At 71.0% G+C, this 22,684-nt stretch carries 22 protein-coding genes and 1 tRNA gene; 4 read left to right on the plus strand and 19 right to left on the minus strand.

The window, feature by feature from the left end:
- Positions 1 to 7: 7 nt before the first annotated feature.
- The gene (locus tag ACFWQG_RS10290; RefSeq protein WP_378507509.1) at positions 8 to 1,336 is read left to right on the plus strand and encodes a M1 family metallopeptidase; all 1,329 of its coding nucleotides are present in this window, start codon (positions 8 to 10) and stop codon (positions 1,334 to 1,336) included.
- A gap of 221 nt (positions 1,337 to 1,557) precedes the next feature.
- On the opposite strand, the gene ACFWQG_RS10295 is transcribed toward ACFWQG_RS10290, so the two are convergent.
- The 8 genes from ACFWQG_RS10295 to ACFWQG_RS10330 form a co-directional block, all read right to left on the minus strand.
- Positions 1,558 to 1,923: a Zn-ribbon domain-containing OB-fold protein gene (locus ACFWQG_RS10295; RefSeq protein ID WP_378507510.1), complete on the minus strand. Its 366-nt coding sequence runs from the start codon at positions 1,921 to 1,923 to the stop codon at positions 1,558 to 1,560.
- Between the two features lie 147 nt (positions 1,924 to 2,070).
- Positions 2,071 to 4,377 carry an ATP-binding protein gene (locus ACFWQG_RS10300; protein WP_378507511.1) on the minus strand — a complete coding sequence of 769 codons (2,307 nt, stop codon included), beginning with the start codon at positions 4,375 to 4,377 and terminating at the stop codon, positions 2,071 to 2,073.
- A gap of 158 nt (positions 4,378 to 4,535) precedes the next feature.
- Positions 4,536 to 5,795 (minus strand): MFS transporter, encoded by a 1,260-nt coding sequence (locus ACFWQG_RS10305; RefSeq protein WP_378507512.1) that lies wholly within the window; start codon positions 5,793 to 5,795, stop codon positions 4,536 to 4,538.
- Complete coding sequence (locus ACFWQG_RS10310) at positions 5,792 to 6,472, minus strand: GntR family transcriptional regulator (RefSeq protein ID WP_378507513.1); 681 nt, start codon at positions 6,470 to 6,472, stop codon at positions 5,792 to 5,794. The genes ACFWQG_RS10305 and ACFWQG_RS10310 overlap by 4 nt, the downstream gene beginning before the upstream one ends.
- 47 nt (positions 6,473 to 6,519) lie before the next feature.
- Positions 6,520 to 7,152, minus strand: coding sequence for a dihydrofolate reductase family protein (locus tag ACFWQG_RS10315; RefSeq protein WP_378507514.1), 633 nt, complete (start codon positions 7,150 to 7,152; stop codon positions 6,520 to 6,522).
- A gap of 74 nt (positions 7,153 to 7,226) precedes the next feature.
- On the minus strand, positions 7,227 to 7,424 hold the full coding sequence (locus ACFWQG_RS10320) for a hypothetical protein (protein WP_378507515.1): 198 nt from the start codon (positions 7,422 to 7,424) through the stop codon (positions 7,227 to 7,229).
- Between the two features lie 177 nt (positions 7,425 to 7,601).
- On the minus strand, positions 7,602 to 8,042 hold the full coding sequence (locus tag ACFWQG_RS10325) for a DUF2752 domain-containing protein (RefSeq protein WP_378507516.1): 441 nt from the start codon (positions 8,040 to 8,042) through the stop codon (positions 7,602 to 7,604).
- Positions 8,039 to 8,593, minus strand: coding sequence for an RDD family protein (locus ACFWQG_RS10330; protein WP_378507517.1), 555 nt, complete (start codon positions 8,591 to 8,593; stop codon positions 8,039 to 8,041). The genes ACFWQG_RS10325 and ACFWQG_RS10330 overlap by 4 nt, the downstream gene beginning before the upstream one ends.
- A 155-nt stretch (positions 8,594 to 8,748) precedes the next feature.
- On the opposite strand from ACFWQG_RS10330, the gene ACFWQG_RS10335 reads away from it, so the two are divergent.
- On the plus strand, positions 8,749 to 9,117 hold the full coding sequence (locus ACFWQG_RS10335) for a hypothetical protein (RefSeq protein WP_378507518.1): 369 nt from the start codon (positions 8,749 to 8,751) through the stop codon (positions 9,115 to 9,117).
- Positions 9,118 to 9,293: 176 nt separating this feature from the next.
- Here ACFWQG_RS10335 and ACFWQG_RS10340 read toward each other — a convergent pair whose 3' ends face one another.
- The 3 genes from ACFWQG_RS10340 to ACFWQG_RS10350 all read right to left on the minus strand — a co-directional run bounded on the left by ACFWQG_RS10340 (position 9,294) and on the right by ACFWQG_RS10350 (position 11,232).
- Entirely contained in the window at positions 9,294 to 9,812 is a 519-nt protein-coding gene (locus ACFWQG_RS10340) for a hypothetical protein (RefSeq protein ID WP_378507519.1), read from the minus strand.
- Between the two features lie 85 nt (positions 9,813 to 9,897).
- Positions 9,898 to 9,970, minus strand: a tRNA-Thr gene (locus ACFWQG_RS10345).
- 68 nt (positions 9,971 to 10,038) lie between these two features.
- Positions 10,039 to 11,232, minus strand: coding sequence for a DNA polymerase III subunit delta' (locus ACFWQG_RS10350; protein WP_378507520.1), 1,194 nt, complete (start codon positions 11,230 to 11,232; stop codon positions 10,039 to 10,041).
- 108 nt (positions 11,233 to 11,340) lie between these two features.
- Between ACFWQG_RS10350 and ACFWQG_RS10355 the strand changes: the two genes are divergently transcribed.
- Positions 11,341 to 11,733 carry a VOC family protein gene (locus ACFWQG_RS10355; RefSeq protein ID WP_378507521.1) on the plus strand — a complete coding sequence of 131 codons (393 nt, stop codon included), beginning with the start codon at positions 11,341 to 11,343 and terminating at the stop codon, positions 11,731 to 11,733.
- Here ACFWQG_RS10355 and ACFWQG_RS10360 read toward each other — a convergent pair.
- The 4 genes from ACFWQG_RS10360 to ACFWQG_RS10375 form a co-directional block, all read right to left on the minus strand.
- Complete coding sequence (locus ACFWQG_RS10360; RefSeq protein WP_378507522.1) at positions 11,670 to 12,404, minus strand: helix-turn-helix domain-containing protein; 735 nt, start codon at positions 12,402 to 12,404, stop codon at positions 11,670 to 11,672. The genes ACFWQG_RS10355 and ACFWQG_RS10360 overlap by 64 nt on opposite strands.
- A gap of 11 nt (positions 12,405 to 12,415) precedes the next feature.
- Complete coding sequence (topA, locus tag ACFWQG_RS10365) at positions 12,416 to 15,427, minus strand: type I DNA topoisomerase (protein WP_378507523.1); 3,012 nt, start codon at positions 15,425 to 15,427, stop codon at positions 12,416 to 12,418.
- Positions 15,428 to 15,531: 104 nt separating this feature from the next.
- A complete protein-coding gene (locus ACFWQG_RS10370) occupies positions 15,532 to 16,116 on the minus strand; it encodes a hypothetical protein (RefSeq protein ID WP_378507524.1) in 585 nt (194 codons plus the stop codon).
- A 139-nt stretch (positions 16,117 to 16,255) separates the two neighbouring features.
- Positions 16,256 to 16,459 (minus strand): cold-shock protein, encoded by a 204-nt coding sequence (locus tag ACFWQG_RS10375; RefSeq protein WP_005515803.1) that lies wholly within the window; start codon positions 16,457 to 16,459, stop codon positions 16,256 to 16,258.
- Positions 16,460 to 16,835: 376 nt separating this feature from the next.
- On the opposite strand from ACFWQG_RS10375, the gene ACFWQG_RS10380 reads away from it, so the two are divergent.
- The gene (locus tag ACFWQG_RS10380) at positions 16,836 to 19,148 is read left to right on the plus strand and encodes a DEAD/DEAH box helicase (protein ID WP_378507525.1); all 2,313 of its coding nucleotides are present in this window, start codon (positions 16,836 to 16,838) and stop codon (positions 19,146 to 19,148) included.
- Between the two features lie 25 nt (positions 19,149 to 19,173).
- Here the strand turns inward: ACFWQG_RS10380 and ACFWQG_RS10385 are convergent, their stop codons facing one another.
- The 4 genes from ACFWQG_RS10385 to ACFWQG_RS10400 all read right to left on the minus strand — a co-directional run bounded on the left by ACFWQG_RS10385 (position 19,174) and on the right by ACFWQG_RS10400 (position 22,628).
- The gene (locus ACFWQG_RS10385; RefSeq protein ID WP_378507526.1) at positions 19,174 to 21,636 is read right to left on the minus strand and encodes a lysylphosphatidylglycerol synthase domain-containing protein; all 2,463 of its coding nucleotides are present in this window, start codon (positions 21,634 to 21,636) and stop codon (positions 19,174 to 19,176) included.
- Positions 21,637 to 21,778: 142 nt separating this feature from the next.
- Positions 21,779 to 22,111 (minus strand): Rv3654c family TadE-like protein, encoded by a 333-nt coding sequence (locus ACFWQG_RS10390; protein WP_378507527.1) that lies wholly within the window; start codon positions 22,109 to 22,111, stop codon positions 21,779 to 21,781.
- Positions 22,108 to 22,476 carry a TadE family type IV pilus minor pilin gene (locus ACFWQG_RS10395; RefSeq protein WP_378507528.1) on the minus strand — a complete coding sequence of 123 codons (369 nt, stop codon included), beginning with the start codon at positions 22,474 to 22,476 and terminating at the stop codon, positions 22,108 to 22,110. Before ACFWQG_RS10395 ends, ACFWQG_RS10390 begins: the two co-directional genes overlap by 4 nt.
- Entirely contained in the window at positions 22,473 to 22,628 is a 156-nt protein-coding gene (locus ACFWQG_RS10400; RefSeq protein ID WP_378507551.1) for a DUF4244 domain-containing protein, read from the minus strand. The genes ACFWQG_RS10395 and ACFWQG_RS10400 overlap by 4 nt, the downstream gene beginning before the upstream one ends.
- Positions 22,629 to 22,684: the final 56 nt, after the last annotated feature.

Genomic DNA, 22,684 nt, shown 5'->3' on the forward strand with positions numbered 1-22,684 from the left:
GGGGCGCATGGTCAAACCGGGCAGGGCCGGTAGGTTCTACGAGGATCCGATCGACCCGTATCTGCCGGATGCGGGCAACCGCGGCTACCGGGTGTCGCGATACGAGCTGGAACTGACCTACAAGGTCGCCAGCAATCGACTCGCCGGGAAGGCGACGATCACCGCCACGACCACCGACGCGGCTGGCAAGTTCTCCTTCGACCTGTCGCAGACGCTTGCGGTGTCGAAGGTGGCCGTCGGCGGGACGCGCGTGAAGTACACCCATCAGCACGGCAAGCTCACCGTCACGCCTGCGCAGAAGATTCCGTCCGGCGGCGCCCTGTCGGTGACGGTGCAGTACGCGGGCACCCCGAAACCCGTCCGCGGGCCGTGGGGTGAGGTGGGGTGGGAGGAGCTGACCGAGGGCGCGATCGTCGCGAGCCAGCCCAACGGGGCCGGATCGTGGTTCCCGTGTGACGACCATCCGAGTTCGAAGGCGAGCTACCGGATCTCGGTCACCACCGATTCGCCCTACCACGTGGTCGCGAACGGAGCGTTGCTGCGCAAACAGATTCGGGCCAGCCACACCACCTGGGTATACGAGCAGAGCGAGCCGATGGCCAGCTACCTCGCCACCGTCCAGATCGGCCCCTACGAGCGGCGCCGGGTCGCGGGTAGCACGCCGGTTCCGATGCACGCGGTGCTGCCGCCGCGGATGCGCACCCGGTTCGACCACGACTTCGCCAGGCAACCGCAGATGATGGAGACGTTCATTCGGCTGTTCGGGCCCTACCCGTTCGCCGACTACACCGTCGTGGTCACCGACGACGACCTCGAGATTCCGGTGGAGGCGCAGGGCATTTCGGTGTTCGGGGCGAACCACTGCGATGGCAGTCGCGGAGCGGAGCGGCTCGTCGCGCACGAGCTCGCCCACCAGTGGTTCGGCAACAGCCTCACCCTGGCGTCGTGGCGGGACATCTGGCTGCACGAGGGCTTCGCCTGCTATGCGGAGTGGTTGTGGTCGGAGGAATCCGGGGGGCCGTCCGCACAGGAGATCGCCGCCCAGGTCCACCGCACCCAGGCCGGGTTGCCCTACGACCTGCTGCTCGGCGACCCCGGCCCGGCACTGATGTTCGACGACCGGGTGTACAAGCGGGGAGCGTTGACGCTGCACGCCCTCCGGGGTGAGCTGGGCGACGGCGGGTTCTTCGACCTGCTGCGGCAGTGGACGGCCAAGCACCGGCACGGCTCCGTCACCACCGAGGAATTCACCGACCTCGCAGCACACTTCACGGATCGGTCGCTGCGACCGCTCTGGGACCGCTGGCTGTTCGACACGGAGCTGCCGCACCCGTGACTGCGGCCCGGACCGGGGTCGACACGGTCCGGGCGGCAGAGTTTGGTCGGGCGGCGGTTAGGGCGTGTCTCCTAATCCCTCTCGGATGCACCTGGCCGGACAATCGTCGTCCGGGAAGGCGGAGGAGAAGCCGATACCGCTGTTGTATCGGCGCCGACGACAACGCCGCCGGGCGGCGATTGGACGCCAGGTGCGCCGAAATGGGGATTGGGAGACATGCCCTAAGCGGCCCGAACGAAGTACGGGAACCGCTCGCCCGGTTCCTCGTGTGCGAAGCGGACCCGGACCCGGTCGCTGGAATGCTCCGGCGGCCCGCCCTCGAGCCACGCGTAGGTCCACGGTCCGTCGTCGAGTTCGACGATCGCGATCGTGCACTCCACGAAGCCGGGATGAATGCCGTGTCGGGTCGTGCAGTGCACGACCGTGCAGGAGACGATCGATCCGGCACCGCAGGACGGCACCGCGGTGAGGTCGGTGCACCCGCAGTCCGGGCAGGTCAGGGTGTCGGGTGCCAGGAGGGTCGCACAGTTGTCGCAGCTGCGGATCATCAACGCGGTCGCGACCGGCTGAAGCGTGGTTTCGATCATCAGACGTACCTCGGCTTGGAGCGCTGGATCTGTCATGTTCCACGATGCCCGGCCCCGCGCCGCGGCACGACGGCCGATGTACCCGGTCACATACCTGTTTTCGGTCGGCACGTACCTGGCGCCGACCCGACCCGACGCAGGCACCCGTCAGCCCAGGTCAGGAACGTTCGAGCCCTTCCGCTCGGCCACCCACGCCGCGATCTGGCTGCGCGAGTTGAACCCGAGTTTGGTCAGCACGTGTTCGACGTGACCCTCCGCGGTGCGGCGGGAAATGACGAGGGCCTCGGCGATCGCCCGGTTGGTCATGCCCCGCGCGACAAGGTCGGCGACCTGCCGTTCGCGCCGCGTCAGCACCGTCTCGGTCGGCACCGGCGTCACCGGTTGCTCCCCGAGGGCGTGCGCGATGGTGTCCTCAAACGCCGAGTCCGCGCCGCGCCGGAAGGCGACCGCAAACGCCCGGTCGCCGAGCCCCCGACGGGTTCGTTCCATGCACTGCTCGTGGAACTCGCGGAGGGCGGGCACCGTGACGCCCGCGCTACCGACGGCATGCCACATTGCCTGCGCGGCGCCGAGCAGGACCGCGGCCCGACCCTGATCGCCGTCGAGGTCGGCGATCCACGCCAGCGCCTCCACCGAGATCGCGGTCCCGACCACGTCGTCCGACTTCCGGTCGAGGTCGAGGCCCTGTTCGAGCAGGGTGCGGGCCCGGTTCCGGTCGGTGCGTATGTACGCGAGGCCGAGGATGCACAGGGAATACGACCGGTACAGGCTCTCCCCGCTCGGTTCGGTGATGGCCAGCGCCTGCTCCTGGAAGGCGGCGGCCCGGTCAAGGTCACCGAGCACGGCGTGCGCGAGCGCGATCCCGAGCAGCGACGAGATATACGGCACCGAGTGCGCGTCGACACGCAGGCCGGACAGGGCGCGTCGGAAGCGGTCGAGCGCGCGCTGCAGGTCCCCGGAAAACACCGCGAGGTAGCCCTCGGCGTGCGCGAGCAACCCCTCGAGCCACGGATCGGCGAGCGCGGCGACGGCGGCCCGCGCCTCCGCGAGCCGGGCCGCGGCAGCGACCACCTCGCCCTGGTTGCCCGCCAGAAGAATGTCGGTGCACAGCGCCCGCACCCGCGCCGCGGTCGGCGCGCCACCCTGGTGCTCGAGCGCCGCATCGAGCCAGTGCCGCCCCTCCTGGATCTGGCCGCGGGAGAGGCAGTAGTGCCCCATCGCCGAGGCGATCCTCAGTCCCGCCTCCGCCTCGGCGGGGTCGGCGAGGCAGAAGCGCATCGCCGCGCGCATGTTGGGCCGCTCCGCGTGCAGCCGGGCCAGCCACATCAGTTGATCGGCACCCACCCATTCCGCCTCCGCCCGCAGCACCAGCTTCTCGTACCAGTCCCGGTGCCTGCGGAGCAGTCGGTCGCGTTCACCGCTCTCCGCGAGCCGGTCCGCGCCGTAGTCCCGCAGCGTCTCGAGCATCCGGTACCCGTCGTCGTCGCGGTTGAGGATCGACTTGTCGACGAGCGAGGCGACCAGGTCGAATAGTTCGTCCGGGTCGATGCCCTCGCCGCAGATCGCGGCGGCGGCGTCGAGTTCGAACCGGCCAGCGAAGACCGCCAGCCGACCCCACAGTTCCCGCTCGGGCGGGGTGCACAGTTCGTGGCTCCAGTCGATGCACAGGCGCAGCGTCTGCTGCCGACTTGGTGCGCCGCGGATCCCGACGCCGAGCAGCCGGTACCGGTCGGTGAGGCGTTGCAGGATCTGATCGGGCGACATCGCCCGCAGCCGGGCTGCCGCCAGTTCGATCGGCAGCGGCAGCCCGTCGAGCCGCTGACAGATCCGCGTCACCGCGGCCCGGTTGTCGTCGGTGACGCCGAAGCCGGGCACCGCCGCGCCTGCCCGTTCCTCGAACAGGACCACCGACTCGTAGCGCGGGGTGCCGCGCCGTCGCTGCGGCCGATCCGGGTCCGGGACCGCGAGCGGCGGCACCCGCAGCACGGCCTCGCCGGCGATTCCGAGCGGCTCCCGGCTGGTGGCCAGGATGCGCAGTTCCCGGCAGCCGCGCAGCAGCGAACCCGCCAATTCCGCGACCGCATCCAGGAGGTGTTCACAGTTGTCGAGGATGAGCAGCAGGTGCCGGTCCGCGAGGTGATCCGCGAGCGACCACGGTTGATGCGGCATCAACTCCCGCACCCCGAGCGCGGACGACACCGCGTCCTCCACCATGTCCGGCGACGACAGCGGCCCCAGTTCGGCGAGCCACACGCCGTCCGGGAACGCCCGCCGCGATTCCTCGGCGACCCGCAACGCCAGCCGGGTCTTTCCGACGCCCCCGATGCCGGTCAGCGTGACCAGACGGGAGGCCGCGAGCAACCGCCGCGCCTCCGTTGACTCTCGGCGGCGGCCGACGAAGCTGGTCAATTCGTGGGGAAGGTTTCCCGCCTTGCCCCGGACCGCGGGCGACATCGTGGCGTCACTCTCATTCTCCCGATCCCATCGCCACGGTACCCCGGACCCGGCCCCGGCCGGTCACGTTCACGCCACGATGCGTCGGATCGGCGGATCCGCGGGACCCTCGACAAACCGACCGTCCGGCAACAAATTTCGGGGCCGGTCGCCCCGGGTCAGCGCTCGGGAAGGTGCGACCGGCTGCTCACCGCGACCAGGATCAGGCAGCCCGCGGCGACGGCGGCGCCGAGCAGGAAGAGCGCCGGGTAGCCAACGGCGGTCGGCCACGACTGGACCACGACCGCGAGCGCGGCCGGGACCGCGAATCCGATGTAGGTGAACGAGTAGAACACCGCGGTCAGGCCCGCCAGGTCGTCGGGCCTGGCGATCCGCTGGATCTCCTGCAGGCCCGCGACCAGCGCCATGCCGTACCCACCGCCGAGGACCGCGGCGGCGAGCAGGGCCAGCGGCACCGTCAGCCGGTCCGCGGCGACGGCACCGAGTGCCATGCCGGCCACCAGGATCACCAGCGCAACGATCACCGCTCGGGCGCTGCGCGGGGTGTCGATGCGCCTGCCCAGGGCCTGGATGGCGAAACCACAGCCCAGCGCGACCACGCACAGCAGCGCGGAGAACGCGATCGGCGTGCCCCCGCTGTGCTCGGCCATCAGCGACGGCAGCACCGCGTACGCGCAGCTCGCCGCGCCGAACACCCACGGTGCGACGGGCACCACCACCAGCCAGAACCGCCGGTGCCCTGCGGCCGGAATCCTGAGGTCCTCGATGAGCGGGGCGCGCGACTCGCGCGGGGTCGCTGCCCGCGACTCCGGCGCGGCGAGCAGCGCGATCCCGGCACCGACCGCGAGGGCGATGTGCAGGACGTACGCGAATGCGCTCGGCCACGGCGCCCACTGTGCGAGGACGCCAGCGACACCGGCACCGATCGCGAACCCGGCGGTCAGGCTCATCGCGGCGCGACGCGCCCCCGCCCCGACACCGGCCCGGTGGTCCCACGGCGGCACCGACAGCTCCTTGAGCCAGCTCCCGCCGACCGCCATGCCCAGCCCGAGCCCGACACCACTGAGAATCCGGCCGAGCACGAGCAGGGCCGCGCTGTCGGCGCCGACGGCAAGCACCACCGAGCCGGCGGCCGCGACGAACGGGGCGGGCAGCATGATCGGGCGCCTGCCGAGCCGGTCCGACAGTGGCCCGCCGATCAGCAGCGCTGGCACGATGCCGAGCACGTAGGCGAACAGGAAGACGTCCACCACGACGGGTGAGTAGCCGTGATCCAGGCGGTACATCACCAGCAGCGGGGTGAACTCGTTGCCGCCCCACGCGACCGCGAACATGGCGGCCGAGATCAGTGCCCACGGCGGGACCCGGCGTCGGGTGCGGGCGGGCGCCTCGCAGCGGGTGTCGAGCCGGACGCTCATCTGTCGCCCTGCCCGGTCCGCCGGTCGTCGCCGCCGGGGAGCGGCAGCCCGTGCACGCGGCGCATGTGGACGTCGACGGCGGCCGCGAACCCGTCCGGGTCGCCCGCGGCGATCAGGTCGGCGAGGAGCATGTGGTCGTCGATGATCGACCGCAGCTGCAGGGGGTCGCGGGCCAGTGACCGGGCGGTCATCCGCCGCTGCCGCTCCCGCAGGCTGGTGTAGAAGGTGACGAGCAGCGGGTTGCCCGCGGCCCGCACGATCAGCCCGTGGAAGTCGGCGTCGAGCCAACTGAACTCGCCGACGTCGCCCGCAGCGGCGGCGGCGCGCTGGGCGTCGAGATTGTCGCGCAGCGCCCGCACCAGACCGGCTCGGGCAGCGTCGTCGCGCGCGAGGACGACGCGGGCGGCGTCCGACTCGACGAGGCGCCGCGCCGAGATCACGTGCTCGGTCTCGCCGTCGGCGACGGGCACGATCAGCGCGCCCCGCTTCGGGTACAGCCGCATCCAGCCCTCGACCTCGAGGCGCAGGAACGCCTCCCGGACCGGGGTGCGGCTGGTTCCCATCTCCGCGGCGATCTCGCCCTCGCTGATGAGCTCACCGCCGGGGAGGGTCGCGGACAGGATCCGTTCCTTCACCTCGCGGTAGACCTGCTCGGACGCCGAATGCAACTTAGACACAAGATGTATTTATACGCCTTGCGAAACAGTTGCCGGTGCGCGGGTCGTCAGTCCGGGCCGGTTCCCCGGCCGGGGGCGGACATGTCCCCCGTCCCCGGCACGCCATCGGCGAGCCCGTACCGCAGGTACACGACACCGTTCGGGCTGGCCACCGGCGGTTCGCGGAGAGTGAGGTTGGCGGGGATCGCGCCGCCGTCGAAGACCCGCTTCCCGGCGCCAAGCACAATCGGGTGCACCCACAGATCGAGACGGTCGAACAGCCGCTCCCGCAGCAGGGTCTGTACCAGGTTGAGGCTGCCGACGACCTTCACGTGGTGGTGCCGGTCCCGGACCTCCCGCACCGCGGCCGCCAGGTCCGGACCGAGCCGGGTGGAGCCGGACCAGGACAGGTCGGGTGCGCCGCGGGAGGCAACGTACTTCGGGATCCCGTTGAACAGCGTGGCGATCCCGCCCTCCTCCTGGTGCGGCCAGTAGGCGGCGAAGATGTCGTAGGTCCGGCGGCCGAGCAGCAGGGCGTCGGTGCCCTCGTACGCGGCCTCGACCTGCGCGCCCGCGACCTCGTCCAGCAGCGGAGCCTGCCACCCCCCGAACGCGAACCCGATCGGGTCCTCGTCGGGCTTGCCCGGCGCCTGCCCGACCAGGTCGAGGGTGGTGAACAGTTCGATCTCGATGAGACCCATGGCGTCCTCCCGTGTGCCGTTAGTGCCGTCGACGGGTAGACCGCCCGGCGCCCACGGACTCATCGGTGGTGCGGTCAGGGCACCCAGTACTTCTCCGCGAGCCGCTCGATCACCGGATCACCGTCCGGCGCCCGCTCGAGGGCGGCGAGGTCGTCGTCGAGGGCGACGAGGCGCGGATCGTCGTCGTCGGCGCCCTCCGACGGTGAGCCGCCGTCCTCGGCGATCTGTCGAAGCAGCTTCTCCCGGACCCGGTCGCGCAGCGTTTCGGCCATGCCTGAGCATGACCCCGCGCGGCGCCCGTGTCGAGCCCAGCCCGCGGCGTCAGTCGTCGTGCCTGCGGAAGACCTTGCGGGCCACCGGGATGAGCATGATCAGCGCGCCGACGAGCACGATCAGCGAGAAAATCTCCATGGCCATGCGACGAACCTCCGTTCTCCTGCGGTTCCTGCTCAGGTCGGTGCGAGCACCGAACCCCACGGGGTGTTGCGGACGATCGTGAACCCGCCGAGGGCGGCGAGCACCATCACCGACGCGGCAGGCGACAACACGATCATCCTCCCGTCCGCGCCGCGCCACCTGCGGCGCACCCACCCCAGCCAGGCCAGCACCAGCACGAGGGCCAGCGGCGCAACGAACGGGTTGCTCGCCAGCGACGCCAGCACCTCACCGTTGGTGAGGTGGCCCGCCGCGCGCAGGCCCCCGCACCCCGGGCACCAGAGTCCGGTCAGGGCCCGGAACGGACAGAAACCGTAGGCACCCGGCACCCGGGGATCACGCAGCCGGAGCAGCACGGCGAACGCCACCCCGGCGAGCGCGAGCCCGGCGGGCCCGGCGAGGCCCCTTGCCCGTGCCGCTGCCGGGGCAGGCACGACGCCTTCCGCTGTGCTCATGCGGTGCGGGTCACCACCGACGAGACCAGCATGTCGTGCCAGCACCGATGCCGCGCATCCCACAGCGGCCACAGGAAATTCAGGAAGCATGCGTCACCGAGGACGACGAGCACCAGCCATCGCACGAGGGCCATTCCCGGTCCGAGCGGGCGCCCGTCGACCTCCCGGACCACGGCGATGTCCAGCCACGACTTGCCGACCGACTGCCCGGTGCGCCCCTGCCGGAACACCATGTTCCACACCACCAGCGCGAGCGCGAACAGGATGCCCGCGGCCAAGACCGCGATCCCGGCACCGCTGACGCCGGTGGTCTCGACGGTCCTACTGGTGTAGTGGTCGCCCCCGTAGGTGGTGGTCGTGGTGCCCGCGTCCTTGAACGCGACGAACGCCCCGATGCCCGCGACGACATAGCCCGCGAGCGGCACCACGATGCCGTCGAGCAGGTAGGCGCCGACCCTGGACCACCACGACGCGTACGGGTAGGCGGGCATCGGGGGTGTCGCGTAGCGCGGAGCCGGTGGAGGCGGGAAACCCGGCGGCTGATCCGTCATCGCGTGGGGTCCTTTCCGTCCGGGACGGCGTACGGACAACGTAGCCCGAACCCGCCATCGGCGCGCCCCGTCGCGGATGGTTGTCCGGCTTCCCCGGCGGGGTTAGATTGCGGCCGACTTCCTCATCACGCCTCCGCAACCGGAAGGACCCTCCCGTGCCGGACCAACCGATCTTCGACAAGGCGGATCAGCTGCAGCAGGTCCAGCAGGACCTGCTGCAGGGTGAGGAGGTCGTCGCGGTGTACGACTGCACCGGCGCGGGGACCGGCTTCCTCGGCCTGACGAACCTGCGGGTGGTGATCCAGGACCGCAGCTTCGTCGGAAAGCGCACGGCGATCACCTCGATCCCGTACCGGAACATCCGCTCGGTCTCGCTGCTCAGCAACAGGTCGTGGGCCGGCGAGTTCTTCTCATCCAGCAGCGTTGCGCTCACCGCGGGGCCGGACACCTTCGAGGCGGACTTCCGCGGCACCGAGAAGGCGCATCACGCGCATGCCGTGATCCTCGGTCACATCACCCGCTGACGGTTGTCCACAGGAGCTGTGCACAACTCGGGCGCGGCCTCTGCACAACTCCCCCGCGACTGTGGACAACCTGGGGAATTCTGGTGACCACACAGCAACACCCGCCCGTCTACCTGCGGAAAGAAATTCCCCACCCCTGTTGACAACTCACCCGGCGCTGCCGAGCGCGCACCGGATCAGCTCGCCGTGAGATCGATGACCTGCGGCTCGGTCGGCTGCTGGCTGGCGGTGTCGTAGAACCCGAACGCCACCGGTGTCGAATCGGCGGGCACCTCGAACACCCAACCGACCTGCCCCGTCGCACCGACCGCGACGAGCTCCGCACACGGCGGGTTGCCGGGCACCGACGCGAGCCCCGGGATCACGTCGAAGCGCCTGCGCTGGTCGTCGACCAGTCGGTGGCCGATCGCGGTGCCGCAACTCAGATCAAGCCCGGCATCGGTGTTGTTGGTGACCCGGGCGTCCAGCACGACGTACTTCTGCCCGGCTGGCGCGGACCGGTCCCCGACCGTGGTGTCCGTCCGGACCGAGGTCACGTTCACGACAACCCCGCCGCCCTCGACGTCCTCCCCAATCCGGTGAACCGTCGCAGCCGCCGCCTCAGTCGGCGCGGGAGCCTGCTCCGACCCGCCGCCGCCACACCCCGCAACGAGCACCAGCACGGCCCCGAGCCCCGCCACCATCGCCTTGTTCATCCCGGCAGGCTAACCAGCCACCACGGCGGGTCGGGTGGAAACAGAAAACCCCAGGAGGTCCGGGGACACACCTGGGGCTTCGCTGAGCTGCCTGAGAGAATCGAACTCTCGACCTTTTCATTACGAGTGAAATGCTCTACCGACTGAGCTAAGGCAGCGCACCCGGCCTCGCGGCCGAGCAAGCGGAAGTCTATCCGCTCCCCCGCCAAACACGAAAACCGGGTCGTCAGCCCAGCTCGGCCCCCAGCTTCGCCATCATCGCGGCCATCGCGAACTGGGGTTTGACGTTGACGTCGAGGGCCTCGCGGCACTCCAGCACCGCCTCGACGCACCGCAACAACGCGTCCGGACTGCCGATCATCGCCATCTTGCGTGCCTGCTCCTCCCGGTCGGGATGGTTGAGCGTTGCGGTGGATCCGAGCGCAACGGCGAGCGCATCCCGGTACAGGCCTGCGAGGTCGATCAGCGCGCGGTCGAGGCCGTCCCGCTTCATCCGGGTCTCCCGCGACTTCTGCCGCCGCTCGAGGTCCTTGAGCGCGCCCGCCGAGCCGCGCAGCGCCCCGGCGGCTCCCTTGCCGGTGCCGCCGGCTCCGAGCGCGGTCCGCAGCTCCTCGGTCTCGCGATCGTTGATCTCCGCGTTGAGTTCCTTCGCCTCGGCGTCGAGTTCCCGAACCAGTTCCTCGGCGACGGAGAACCGGGTCGACCACCGGGTCGCCGCGGAGGCGAGCGCGAGCCCCTGGTCGCGACGGCGGCGGGCCGCGTCGTCGGTGGCAAGGCGCCGGGCCCGGCCGACGTGACCGCCGCTGATCCGGGCCGCCTCGAGCGCCGCCTGCTCGTCGAGTCCGTCGGTCTCGCGGAGCACGGCGGCGATCGCATCGACGGACGGGGTGACCAGTCCAACGTGCCTGCACCGCGACCGCAGCGTCACCGAGATGTCCTCGGGATCCTCGGACGGCGCGCAGAGCAGGAAAACGGTCCGCTCCGGCGGCTCCTCGACCACCTTCAGCAGCGCATTCGCGGCGCCCTCGGTGAGCCGGTCCGCATCCTCGATGATCATCACCTGCCAGCGCCCGGTGCTGGGGCGGCGGGCCGCGATCTGCACGATCTCGCGCATCTCCTTGACGCTGATGCTCAGTCCCTCGGGGACCACCCGCCGCACGTCGCCGTGGGTTCCCGCGAGGACGGTGGCGCAGGCGTGGCACCGGCCGCAGCCGGGCTCCCCGTCCCCGGTGCACTGCAGCGCCGCCGCGAAACACAGCGCGCCGATCGAACGCCCCGACCCGGGCGGACCGGTGAACAGCCACGAGTGCGTCATCAGGGAACCCGCCGACTCGGTCCCGCCGCGCGCCGCCGTCGCGGCAGCGATGAGTTCGACCTCCACATCCCGCTGGCCGACCAGCCGATCGAACACTCCCGCCATGCCGCCCAGCCTAACGGCCTGCGCCGACACCGGATGTGTCGGCGGCGCGCCGGGGCGGGCGTCCGAAACGTTCAAGACCACGCACGGGCCACCACCTACGGTCGAGTCATGACACCACGAATCGCCGTGATCGGGCTCGTCGCCGCCGACCTGTCCCGCGCCTTCGACTTCTACCGCCGTCTCGGATTGGAGATCCCCGAGGACGCGGCGGGCCAGCCCCACGTGGAGGTGCCGCTGCCCGGCGGGCTGCGCCTCGCGTTCGACACCGTCGACACGGTCCGCTCCCTCGACCCCGACTACGTGCACGGCGCAGGCGGCGGGGCGTCCCTTGCGTTCGACTGCGGCAGCCCGGAGGCCGTGGACGCGGTGCACACGGAGTTGCTTGCCGCGGGCGGGACATCGGCGCTCGCGCCGTTCGACGCCTTCTGGGGCCAGCGCTACGCGACGGTCACCGACCCCGACGGCAACCACGTCGACCTCTTCGCCGCGCTGCCCGGCTGAGACACCAGGCCCGACAGCGACGTTCCGCTCAGCGCCCGCACCTCCCGTGCCAGGTGGGCCTGATCGGCGTAGCCGGTGGCGACGGCGACGTCCGCGAACGGATGCCCGGCCCGCGCCGCGGCCAGCGCCCGGTCGAAGCGCAGCACTCGGGCCAGGGTCTTCGGTCCGTACCCGAACGCGGACACCGACGTCCGGTGCAGACGCCGGGTGCTCCAGCCCAGTTCGGCGGCGACCGCGGACACCGCCGCCCCCGTCGACAACCGGGCCGCGATAGCCATCTCGACCGGCAGCCCGGCCGGGTCGAGGCGGCGCCGCACCTCGCCGACGAGGGCGCCGAGCGGATCCTGGGACGCGATGCCGGCCAATCGGCGCACCGCGGCGTCCGGCCACAGCGCGGACAGCGGAACCCTGGTGTCGCGCAGCTCGTTCGCGGCCACCCCGAGCACCGTCGGCCCGAGCCCCGAGGCAAAGCGCAACCCGATCGCGCGTGGGCCCGCTGCCGTGGTCCGATGCGCCCGGGTGTCGGGGCCAGCGACGAGGAAGCCGCCGTCGTGCCAGATCAGGTCCATGCACCCGTCGGGGAGCACGACCGCGCCCTCTCCCCCGACCCGGTCCACCGCCCAGGCGACGGTGCCGGGCAGCGCGACAGGCAGTTCCCGGTACACCGACACCCCCGGTTGCGTCAGTCCTCGGCTGCGGGCTTCTTCGCTGGCGCCTTCTTGGCGGCGGCCTTCTTCGCCGGAGCCTTCTTCGCCGCCGTCTTCTTCGCCGCCGTCTTCTTCGCTGGCGCCTTCTTCGCGGCGGCCTTCTTCTTCACCGGTCCGCGAGCACGCCTGTCCGCCAGCAGTTCCGAAGCGCGCTCGTCGGTGATGGTCTCCACCTCGTCGCCCTTGCGCAGGCTGGCGTTGGTCTCACCGTCGGTGACATAGGGGCCGAAGCGGCCGTCCTTGATCACCATCGGCTTGTCCGTCGCCGAGTCGTTGCCGAGCTCGCGCAGCGGCGGCGTCGCGGCACCCTGCCGTCCCCGCCGCTTCGGCTCGGCGTAGATCTTCAGCGCCTCCTCAAGGGTGACGGTGAACATCTGCTCCTCGGTCGCCAGCGACCGGGAATCGGTGCCCTTCTTCAGATACGGGCCGTATCGGCCGTTCTGCGCGGTGATCTCGTCCTTCGACTCGGGGTCGACGCCGACGACCCGCGGCAGCGACAGCAGACGCAGCGCGTCCTCCAGGGTCACGGTCGCGACGTCCATCGACTTGAGCAGCGATCCGGTCCGCGGCTTCGGGCCCGTCGCCTTCTTGGCTGCCTTCTTCGCCACCTTCTTCGCGGGCGCCTTCGTCGCGACGGCGGCGGTGCCGCCCGATGATGCGGCGGCGGTGCCGCCCGATGATGCGGCGGCGGTGCCGCCCGATGATGCAGCGGCGGCCTCCCCGGTGTCGGCGGGCACCGGAACGATGTCCGGTTCCGGCGTCGGTTCGGGCTCGGGTTCCGGCAGGATCTCGGTGACGTAGGGGCCGAAGCGGCCTTCCTTCGCGACGATCTCGTGTCCGGTCAGCGGGTCGACCCCGAGCTTGCGGCCGTCCTGCGGGGTCGCGAACAGCTTCTCCGCGTACTCCCGGGTGAGCTCGTCGGGCGGCAGGTCATCGGGCAGGTTCGCCCGCTGCGAGATCGGATCACCGTCGGGGTCGTCCGGGTTGACGACCATCCGTTCCAGGTACGGGCCGAATCTGCCGACCCGCACGTGCACCTCGCGGCCCTCGGCATCGTCGAACAGGCGGATCGAATTCACCTCGCGGGCGTCGATGCCCTCGAGGTTCTCACCGACCATCTTCTTCAGTCCACCGGCCCGGGCAACCGAACCCTCCGGCCCCTCGTCGCCACCGAAGTAGAAGCCGGACAACCAGTTTCCGCGCTGTTCGCGACCCCCGGCGATCTCGTCGAGGTCGTCCTCCATTGCGGCAGTGAAGTCGAAGTCGACGAGCCTGCCGAAGTGCGCCTCGAGCAGGCCGATCACCGCGAACGCCACCCACGACGGGACCAGCGCGCTGCCCCGCTTGTATACGTAGCCGCGGTCCAGAATCGTCTTGATGATCGACGAGTAGGTCGAGGGCCTGCCGATGCCGAGTTCCTCGAGCGTCTTGATCAGGCTGGCCTCGGTGAACCTGGCGGGCGGGTTGGTCGCGTGCCCGTCCGGGTCCAGCTTGGTGGCCGTGACGCCCTGGCCCGCGACCAGCACCGGCAGCCGGGACTCGGCGTCGTCGGACTGGCCGCCGGCCTCCTCGTCGACGGATTCGACGTACGCCTTGAGGAATCCGGGGAAGGTGATGGTCCGGCCGGACGCCGAGAAGGTGCACTCCTCTCCGGTGCCCGCGGTGCCGGTGATCCGCAGCGTCAGGGTGGTGCCGCGGGCATCCTGCATCTGCGAGGCGACGGTGCGCTGCCAGATCAGCTCGTACAGCTTGAACTCGTCGGTGCCGAGCTGGCTATGCAGCTGGCCCGGCGTCGCGAACACGTCACCGGCGGGCCGGATCGCCTCGTGCGCCTCCTGCGCGTTCTTCACCTTGCGGGTGTACTGCCGCGGCGACGGGCTGACGTACTCGGCGCCGTACAGCTCGGTGGCCTGCGCGCGGGCCGCGTTGATCGCCGACTCGGACAGGGTCGTCGAGTCGGTACGCATGTAGGTGATGTGGCCGTTCTCGTACAGCCGCTGCGCGGTGCGCATGGTCCGCTCCGACGAGAAGCGGAGCTTGCGGGCCGCCTCCTGCTGCAGCGTCGACGTCATGAACGGCGCGTACGGCTTGCGGGTGTACGGCTTGTCCTCGGCGGACGCCACGGTCAGGTCGACGCCGTGCAGTGCCTCCGCGAGGGTCCGCGCGGCGGCCTCGTTCAGCACCGTCACACCCGTCGACTTGAGCGCGCCGTCGGCACCGAAGTCGCGTCCGGTGGCGACACGGTTGCCGTCGACCGCGACCAGCCGGGCGCCGAAGGCCCGCGGGCTGGCGGACGCGCCCGCGTCGAGGGTGGCGGCGATGTCCCAGTACTCGGCGGAGTTGAACGCCATGCGCTCGCGTTCGCGCTGCACGATGACGCGGGTCGCCACCGACTGCACGCGGCCCGCCGACAGCTTCGGCATGACCTTCTTCCACAGCACCGGGCTGACCTCGTAGCCGTACAGCCGATCCAGGATGCGGCGGGTCTCCTGCGCGTCGACCAGGTCCTGGTCGAGGTCGCGGGTGTCCTCGGCCGCGGCGAGAATCGCGGGCTTGGTGATCTCGTGGAAGACCATCCGGCGGACCGGGATCTTCGGCTTGAGAGTCTCAAGGAGGTGCCAGGCGATGGCCTCGCCCTCCCGGTCGGGGTCGGTCGCGAGGAAGAGTTCGTCGGCGTCTTTGAGGAGACCCTTGAGCTCGGTGACCTTCGACTTCTTGTCGGGGCTGACGACGTACAGGGGCTCGAAGTCGTGGTCGACGTTGACGCCGAGCCGCGCCCAGGATTCGCCCTTGAACTTCGCGGGCACGTCCGCCGCGCCGCGGGGCAGGTCGCGGATGTGCCCGACCGACGCCTCGACGACATAGTCCTTACCCAGGTAAGGGGCGATTTTACGGGCCTTCGTCGGCGACTCGACGATCACGAGCCGACGCCTCCGGCCGGCAGCGGTGGTGGTGTCCCCCGCCGTGTCCTTGTCCCGAGTTGCCACGTCCCTGCCTGCACCTTTCTCGACCTGTACTTCGAGCGTTCACCCGGCTACCAGGGTGACACATCGCGGATCAATCCTCGCAGATCAGATCCGCGACGACCGTTTTACACCCGGGGCCACGCCGCCGACGCCGCCGCCCCGGGTGGTGGCCCGCCGATGTTCTCGAGTAGCCGGGTGAGGCGCCGGTGGCCGACGATGCGCAGGCCCGGGGTTGCGCCGCGGGTCCCGAACAGCGTCGGCGCGATACCCGCGCGCATCAGCGACTGGGCAAGGATCGGGTGGGTGTCGGGGGCCCGCGGATCGAGCCCGAGGACGAACCGGTCGCCGTCGTTCTCCGCGTGCCCCGCGGCGAGCGCCCACGCGCGGAGGGCGCGGGGCCCCGGCACCCATCCGGGTGGCACCGACTTGACCGCACCCCGCGTCCAGCGGACGGCCAGCACCGCGAGGTCGGGGACGGACGCGGTCCGGACCAGCGGGCTGCCCTCGTCCGAATGGGTGAGTTCGGCGACCAGGCCCGCGTCCTCGATCATCTCGGCCACGGCCGCGGCCCGCCACTCGGAGTCGACGACCACCGAGAGCCTGGCCCGGTCCGCGGCGGCCACGATCTGCCCGGGGCCTGCGAGGAGGCCGTCGAGGTCGGACACCTCGGGGGGCACCGTCTCCGCGGAGAAGAACGACAGCTGGTTCACATCTGGGACAGTAATCCCGTCCAGCACGGTTTTTCAGCGCACGCGACGCGCGGCGGTCGCGGGCGCCCGCGAACACGACTCGTCCCCCGGCACCGTACGGTGGCGGGGGACGAGAGATTCGTACCTGGTTACAGGCGAATCAGATGGCGCGAACGCCGGTGGCCTGCGGGCCCTTGGTGCCCTGGCCGACCTCGAACTCGACGCGCTGGTTCTCCTCGAGGGTGCGGAAGCCGCTGCCCTGGATCTCGGAGTAGTGGACGAAGACGTCAGCGGAGCCATCCTCGGGTGCGATGAAGCCGAAGCCCTTCTCCGCGTTGAACCACTTCACAGTGCCCTGTGCCATGCTTTTCCTTCTCTTTCTAACACCGGATGCGGCGGACGGCGCTCACAGCCCGCCGGGCCGGTTCCGACCGCTGTACCGCTGATTTCCCCCTCAGGAAAAGCATCGAGCACCGCGCTCGCAACATCGTCCTGCGAGCGCGTACACGAACACAGAAGCTGCGACCGCGTGTTAGTCAACCACGCTTCTCCCGACTGCAACAGTCGAAAATCCATAAAGAAATGATCTTGTTGCCTTCTACCGGCTGGTAACCGCAGCTCAGCGCCACCGACGTACCGAAGACGGGCCTCGATGCCCGCGCGAATCGGCGCCAACAGTAGCATCAAAACCCCAGGTCGGACAGTGCGATCTGGTCAACACAGAACTCGGAGATCACGCAGTGGGCGAGAGCTACGGACGTCAACTCCTCGATCGAGTCCTCGCCGGAACCACGGCCAACGACGACCCCCTCACCCATGTTGCCGACCTGCCCGCCCGCGAATCCCGGCGCGCCGACTGGCCGGACTGGGCGAACCCGCGGGTGGTGTCGGCATTTGGCGCGATCGGCATCCCGAAACCGTGGACCCATCAGGCGCGGGCAGCGAGCCTCGCCGCCGCGGGCAGCAACGTGGTCGTCGCCACCGGAACCGCGTCCGGAAAGTCCCTCGCCTACCAGCTCCCGGTGCTGACCGCACTCGCCGACGACCCGAGGGCCACGGCGCTGTACCTGGCGCCGACGAAGGCCCTCGGCGCCGACCAGATCCGCGCCGTCATCGCCCTGTGCGACGAGGCCGACGAACTCGCCGACGTCCACCCCGCCGCGTTCGACGGTGACACCCCGCAGGAGGTACGCCACTGGGTGCGGGCCAACTCGCGGTGGGTGTTCACCAACCCCGACATGCTGCACGTCGGCATGCTCCGCTCGCATCAGCGGTGGTCGCACTTCTTCCGCAGGCTTCGCTACGTGGTGATCGACGAGTGCCACTCCTACCGGGGCGTGTTCGGTTCCAACGTGGCGCTGGTGCTGCGCAGGCTGCGCCGCATCGCCCGCCGGTACGCCGCCGACCCGGTGTTCATCCTGGCCAGCGCCACCACCGCCGATCCAGCGGCCGCGGCCACCCGGCTGATCGGCGCCCCCTGCGAGGAGGTCGTCGACGACGGCTCCCCGCACGGCCCCCGGACCGTCGCCCTGTGGGAGCCACCACTGCTCGAGGACGTCACCGGGGAGAACGGCGCCCCCGTGCGGCGCGCCGCGAGCAGCGAGGCGGCCCGGATCATGGCCGACCTGATGATCGAGGGTGCCCGGACGCTGACCTTCCTCCGTTCCCGCCGGGGTGCGGAATTGACCGCCATCGGCGCCCGGCGCCACCTCGCCGAGGTCGACCCCGACCTGGCCGGCCGGGTTGCGGCCTACCGGGCCGGTTACCTGGCCGAGGACCGACGCGAGCTCGAGTCGGCGCTCGCCGACGGCACCCTGCTCGGCGTCGCGACCACCAACGCACTGGAACTGGGCGTGGACATCGCCGGGCTGGACGCGGTCGTGGTGGCGGGATTCCCCGGTACCGTCGCCTCGTTTTGGCAGCAGGCCGGTCGGTCCGGTCGCCGGGGTGAAGGATCCCTGGTGGTGCTGGTCGCCCGCGACGACCCGCTCGACACCTACCTCGTGCACCACCCGGCCGCGTTGCTGGACAGGCCGGTCGAGGCCACCGTCACCGATCCGAGCAACCCCTACGTGCTGGGTCCTCAGCTCCTCTGCGCGGCGATGGAGCTTCCGCTCAGCGACAGCGAGGTGGCCGAGTTCGGCGCCCTTGACCTGCTGACCGGGCTGGCCGCACAGGGCCTGATCCGGCGGCGCGCGCACGGCTGGTTCGTCACCGCCGAATCCCACCCGCACGCGGCGGTGGACATCCGCGGCGGCGTCGGGCATCAGGTGGCGATCGTCGACGCCGACTCGGGGCGCCTGCTCGGCACCGTCGACGGCGGACGTGCACCGGCCACCACCCACCCCGGCGCCGTCTACCTGCACCAGGGCGAATCGTTCGTCGTCGACACCCTCGACCTCGACGAGGGCCTCGCGCTGGTCCATCCCGAGACACCCGAATGGACCACATCGGCGCGCGAGAACACCGATATCACCATCACCGGTGTCCTCGACCAGGCCGACCACGGACCGGTCACCGTCGCGCTGGTCGAGGTCGAGGTCACCCACCAGGTGGTCGGCTACCTGCGCCGGTTGCCGTCCGGCGAGGTGCTCGACGCGGTGGAGCTGACGATGCCCGAGCAGACCCTCCCGACCCGCGCCGTGATGTACACGGTCACCCCGGACCTGCTTGAGTCGGCGGGCATCACCGCCGACCGGTTCCCCGGTGCCCTGCACGCCGCCGAGCACGCGGCGATCGGACTGCTGCCGCTGGTCGCGACCTGCGACCGCGGCGACATCGGTGGCGTGTCGACGGCGCTGCACGCCGACACCGGGCTGCCGACGGTGTTCGTCTACGACGGGCATCCCGGCGGTGCCGGCTTCGCGGACCGCGGGCACGCCCGACTGCGGGACTGGTTGACGGCGACCCGCGACGCGATCGATGCCTGCGAGTGCGTCGCGGGCTGCCCGTCGTGTGTGCAGTCGCCCAAGTGCGGCAACGGCAACAACCCCCTCGACAAGCCCGGCGCCGTCGCCCTGCTCACCGTCGTCCTGGGCACCCTCCCCCGCTGACCGCCCCTAGGCTCACCCCGAGGGGTTAGACGAGGTCGTTGCGCTGCAGCCAGCGCAGGGTGGGCCAGCCGATGACGACGGGCAGCCAGCAGGTGAGCACCCGGTACAGCAGCACCGCGGGGACCGCGATCGAGGCGGGGACACCGAACGCGGCGAGGCCACCGATCAGCGCCGCCTCCACGGCACCGACGCCGCCGGGGGTGGGCGCCGCGGAGGCGAGGGTGCCACCGATCATCGTCACGATCGTGACGGTGACGAACGCGACGGAGCCCCCGAAGGCCTCCACGCTCGCCCACAACGCGAGGGCCGCGCCGAGCGTGGTTGCCGCGCAGCCGCCGACAATGATCAGGAACCGGCCGGGATCACGCGCCAGGTCCACGAGCTCGGCCGTCAGGTCCGCGATCTGCGGGCGCAGATCCTCGCTCAGCCAGCGCCGCAGCTTCGGGACCACCATGAACGCGCCGACGACCCCGAGCAGCACACCGGCGATCAGGTAGACGATCGTGGCGCTGGGAATGAAGTGCGACAGGTCCGCGCTCTTGCCCGCGGCGACACTGAACACGATCAGCAGCCCGATGTGGGTGACCACCTGCACGGTCTGCTGCAGGGCGACCGCCGCGGTGGCTCGGACGCCGCCGAGGCCGTTGTGCTGCAGGAACCGCACGCTCAGTGCGAGTCCCCCGACCCCGGCCGGGGTGGTGGTGGCCGCGAAGGTGTTCGCGAACTGCATGACGGTCAGGTGCCGGAAGTTCACCGACTCGGACGCGCACGCCCACAGCGCGGCGGCCGCCCCGACGTAGGTGAGCCCGGACACCGCCAACCCGAGCAGCACCCACCACCAGATCACCGACCCCATCTCGGTCAGGAAGGTCGGAACCTGACTGACGAACGGGTACGCGACGTAAACCAGACCGATCAGCAGCGCGAGCTGGATGAGCTGGTTCCTGGAGAAGCGGGTGACCTGCTCGTTCCGGATCACCTCGGTGTCCGTCCTGGCCCGGACCTCGGCGCGGGTCGCCGCCATCAGCGCGCCGGGATCGCGGACCACCCGCCGGATCCGATTCGGGGTCGCGGTCCGCGTCAACCGCCCGGACGCGGCGATCACCCGGTCGGCCCCGACGGTGTCGACGGCCGCGGACACGGCCCGCTCGACTCCGTACAGGTCGGCGGTCACCAGCAGCAGCTGCGCGACGTCAGCGAGCAGCAGCGAATCGGACGCCCCCACCTCCGTGCGCGCGAACCCGTCGAACAGGGCGGCGTCGTCGTCGATGCGGATGTTCTCGGGGCGCAGGTCTCCGTGCGACATCTGATGCGCGTGCAGTCGGTTCAGCCCCTCCCACGCCGCGGCGAGATGACCGAGGTCGTACCTGTCGAGCGGCACCCCCCGAGAGGTGGTGTGCGCGTACATCATCCACCCCCGGTCCAGGACCGCTACCGCGATCGGGACGTTGGCGGCCAGATCGAGCGCGCCGAACGCCGTTGCCATCAGCGCCCGGTGCTCCACGGCACGACGCAGCGACGCAAACGGGGGCAGTGTCTCGGAACTGCGGAGGGTCAGCCAACGGCCCGCCTGCCGGACGACGCCCTCGGTGCGCTGATGCTGCCCGAACAGGTCGAGGATCAGCGTCGTCTCGGTCACGGCGGGCGCCTCGCCGCCGGACGACTCGGTGTCGGCGGGGTGCTCCGCTGGCGGGAAGGGCCCGTCCCCGACGCCTGCTCCGGGCTCCAGGCGGCAGCGGGCGGCAAGCACAAGCGGGCCCGGACCGGCGGGGCTGAGGACGGTCAACTCCTGCACGCCGCGGCCGCGCCGGCCGAGCACCCGCAACGCGAGGTCGACGGGCACCTCCAGTGCCGGGGTTCCGACGAACAGCACCACCAGCGCCCCGACGAACCACCCGGCGGTCAGCCCGAGCATGGCGCGGGCCGGGACCGTCGCACTGACGAACAGGTGGATCGGGACGAAGGCGAGGAGCAGTACCCACCACAGCCGACGCCACCGGCGCGGCAACCACGGGCCACACACCGTCAACACCGCGGCGAGCATCGCGATCCATCGCGAGTCGTCAAGGAACTGGGATAGGAAGGTGTCCCGGTGTTCGCTCAGGTCGAGGTGCCATTGGGGTGCGGCGATCCCGTCCCCGGTGATCGACAGTGCGACCCCGGCAAGCAGCGCCGCTGCGGCATAACCGGCGAAGAGCTTCCACCGCCGACCGAACACGATGCCGACCAGGATCGCGAATGGCAACGCAAGGATCGCGACGCCGTACAGGGAGTAGACGCGGTTGGACAGTTCCGGGGAGGCACCACCGATGAGGTCGGAGATCGAGTTCTCCAGCGACTCCCACCGCCCGCGGGTCAGGTACGACACCACCACCACCGCCACGACGGCCAGCCCGGACAGCACCACCCGCAGCTGGTCGCTGGTCCGCCGTCGCAGCGGCTGCAGCAGCCTGCCGTGAACCGGGACCTCCCGTCCGTCGACTCTCATACCGCGCTACCCGGCACGGGCCCGCAGTCGCGGTGCGGGACGATACGTCTTGATCACACCGGGAATCCTGCCATTGCCGCTCTCGGGCGCCGACAAGGATCTGTGCGTGTTGCCGATCGGTCGCTGCGGACCGCGCCCGAAGTCAGCCGGGACCGGCCCGGGCCGCCGCGGTCGCCGCCCCCGTCCCGACCGGCACCGGGACGGTGACGGTCAGGATGGCGTCCCAGCCCTCGAAGCGGCAGTCCCGCACCACCCCGCCCATCCGCCCGGCAAGGTCCCTGGCTGCCGCGCAGGCGCCGGTCTCGCCGAGCTCGACCGAGGTCGCCGCCGCCAGCGCCCCGAGGTCGGCGGCCGCCTGCGCCCGGTGCCGGGCCACCACCGCCGAACCGACATGCCCGACCGCGACGACGACCGCGACAAGCGCCAGCATCACAAAGCAGGACAGGACGCTCGCCGAGCCCCGCTCGTCCTTCATCCCGGCCCCTCCGCGGGCGCGGACTCCTCCAGCACCGCGACCGCCTCCGCCGACACCTCAAGCGCGGGCAGCAGCGCGGCGTCCACCCGAACACGAACCGTCACCAGACCGTCCGCCTCCTGCAGGTCGATGCGGGCCCCCGCTGGCGCCACCCGGCGCGCAACCGGAACCGCCCGGTCCCGGTCGCCACGCGCCGCCAACCGCGCCGCCTCCCGCGCGGCGTCGATGCAGCGCACCTGCGCGGTCACCGCGAGCACCGCTGCGACACAGAGCATCACGACCACCACGATCGCTGACAGGGCGATCGCCGCCTCGACCGTGACCGCACCCCGATCGTCGAGCACCGGGGTGCGGGCGCGGGTCACACCGAGGTGCTGAGCGCCTTGTCGATGATGCCGGTCAGAGCGGAGACGATGCTGTCGCCGGTGACGACGGTGTACAGCACCGCACCGAACGCCGCTGCGGCGATCGTCCCGATCGCGTACTCCGCTGTCGACATGCCGTCGTCCGCGACCATCGCGATCGTCAGCCTCGACCGCAACTGACGAGCCCCCGCGCGAATCGTGCGTAATC

It is taken from the genome of Rhodococcus sp. NPDC058532 (assembly GCF_042719255.1).
Classification (GTDB): domain Bacteria; phylum Actinomycetota; class Actinomycetes; order Mycobacteriales; family Mycobacteriaceae; genus Rhodococcus_G.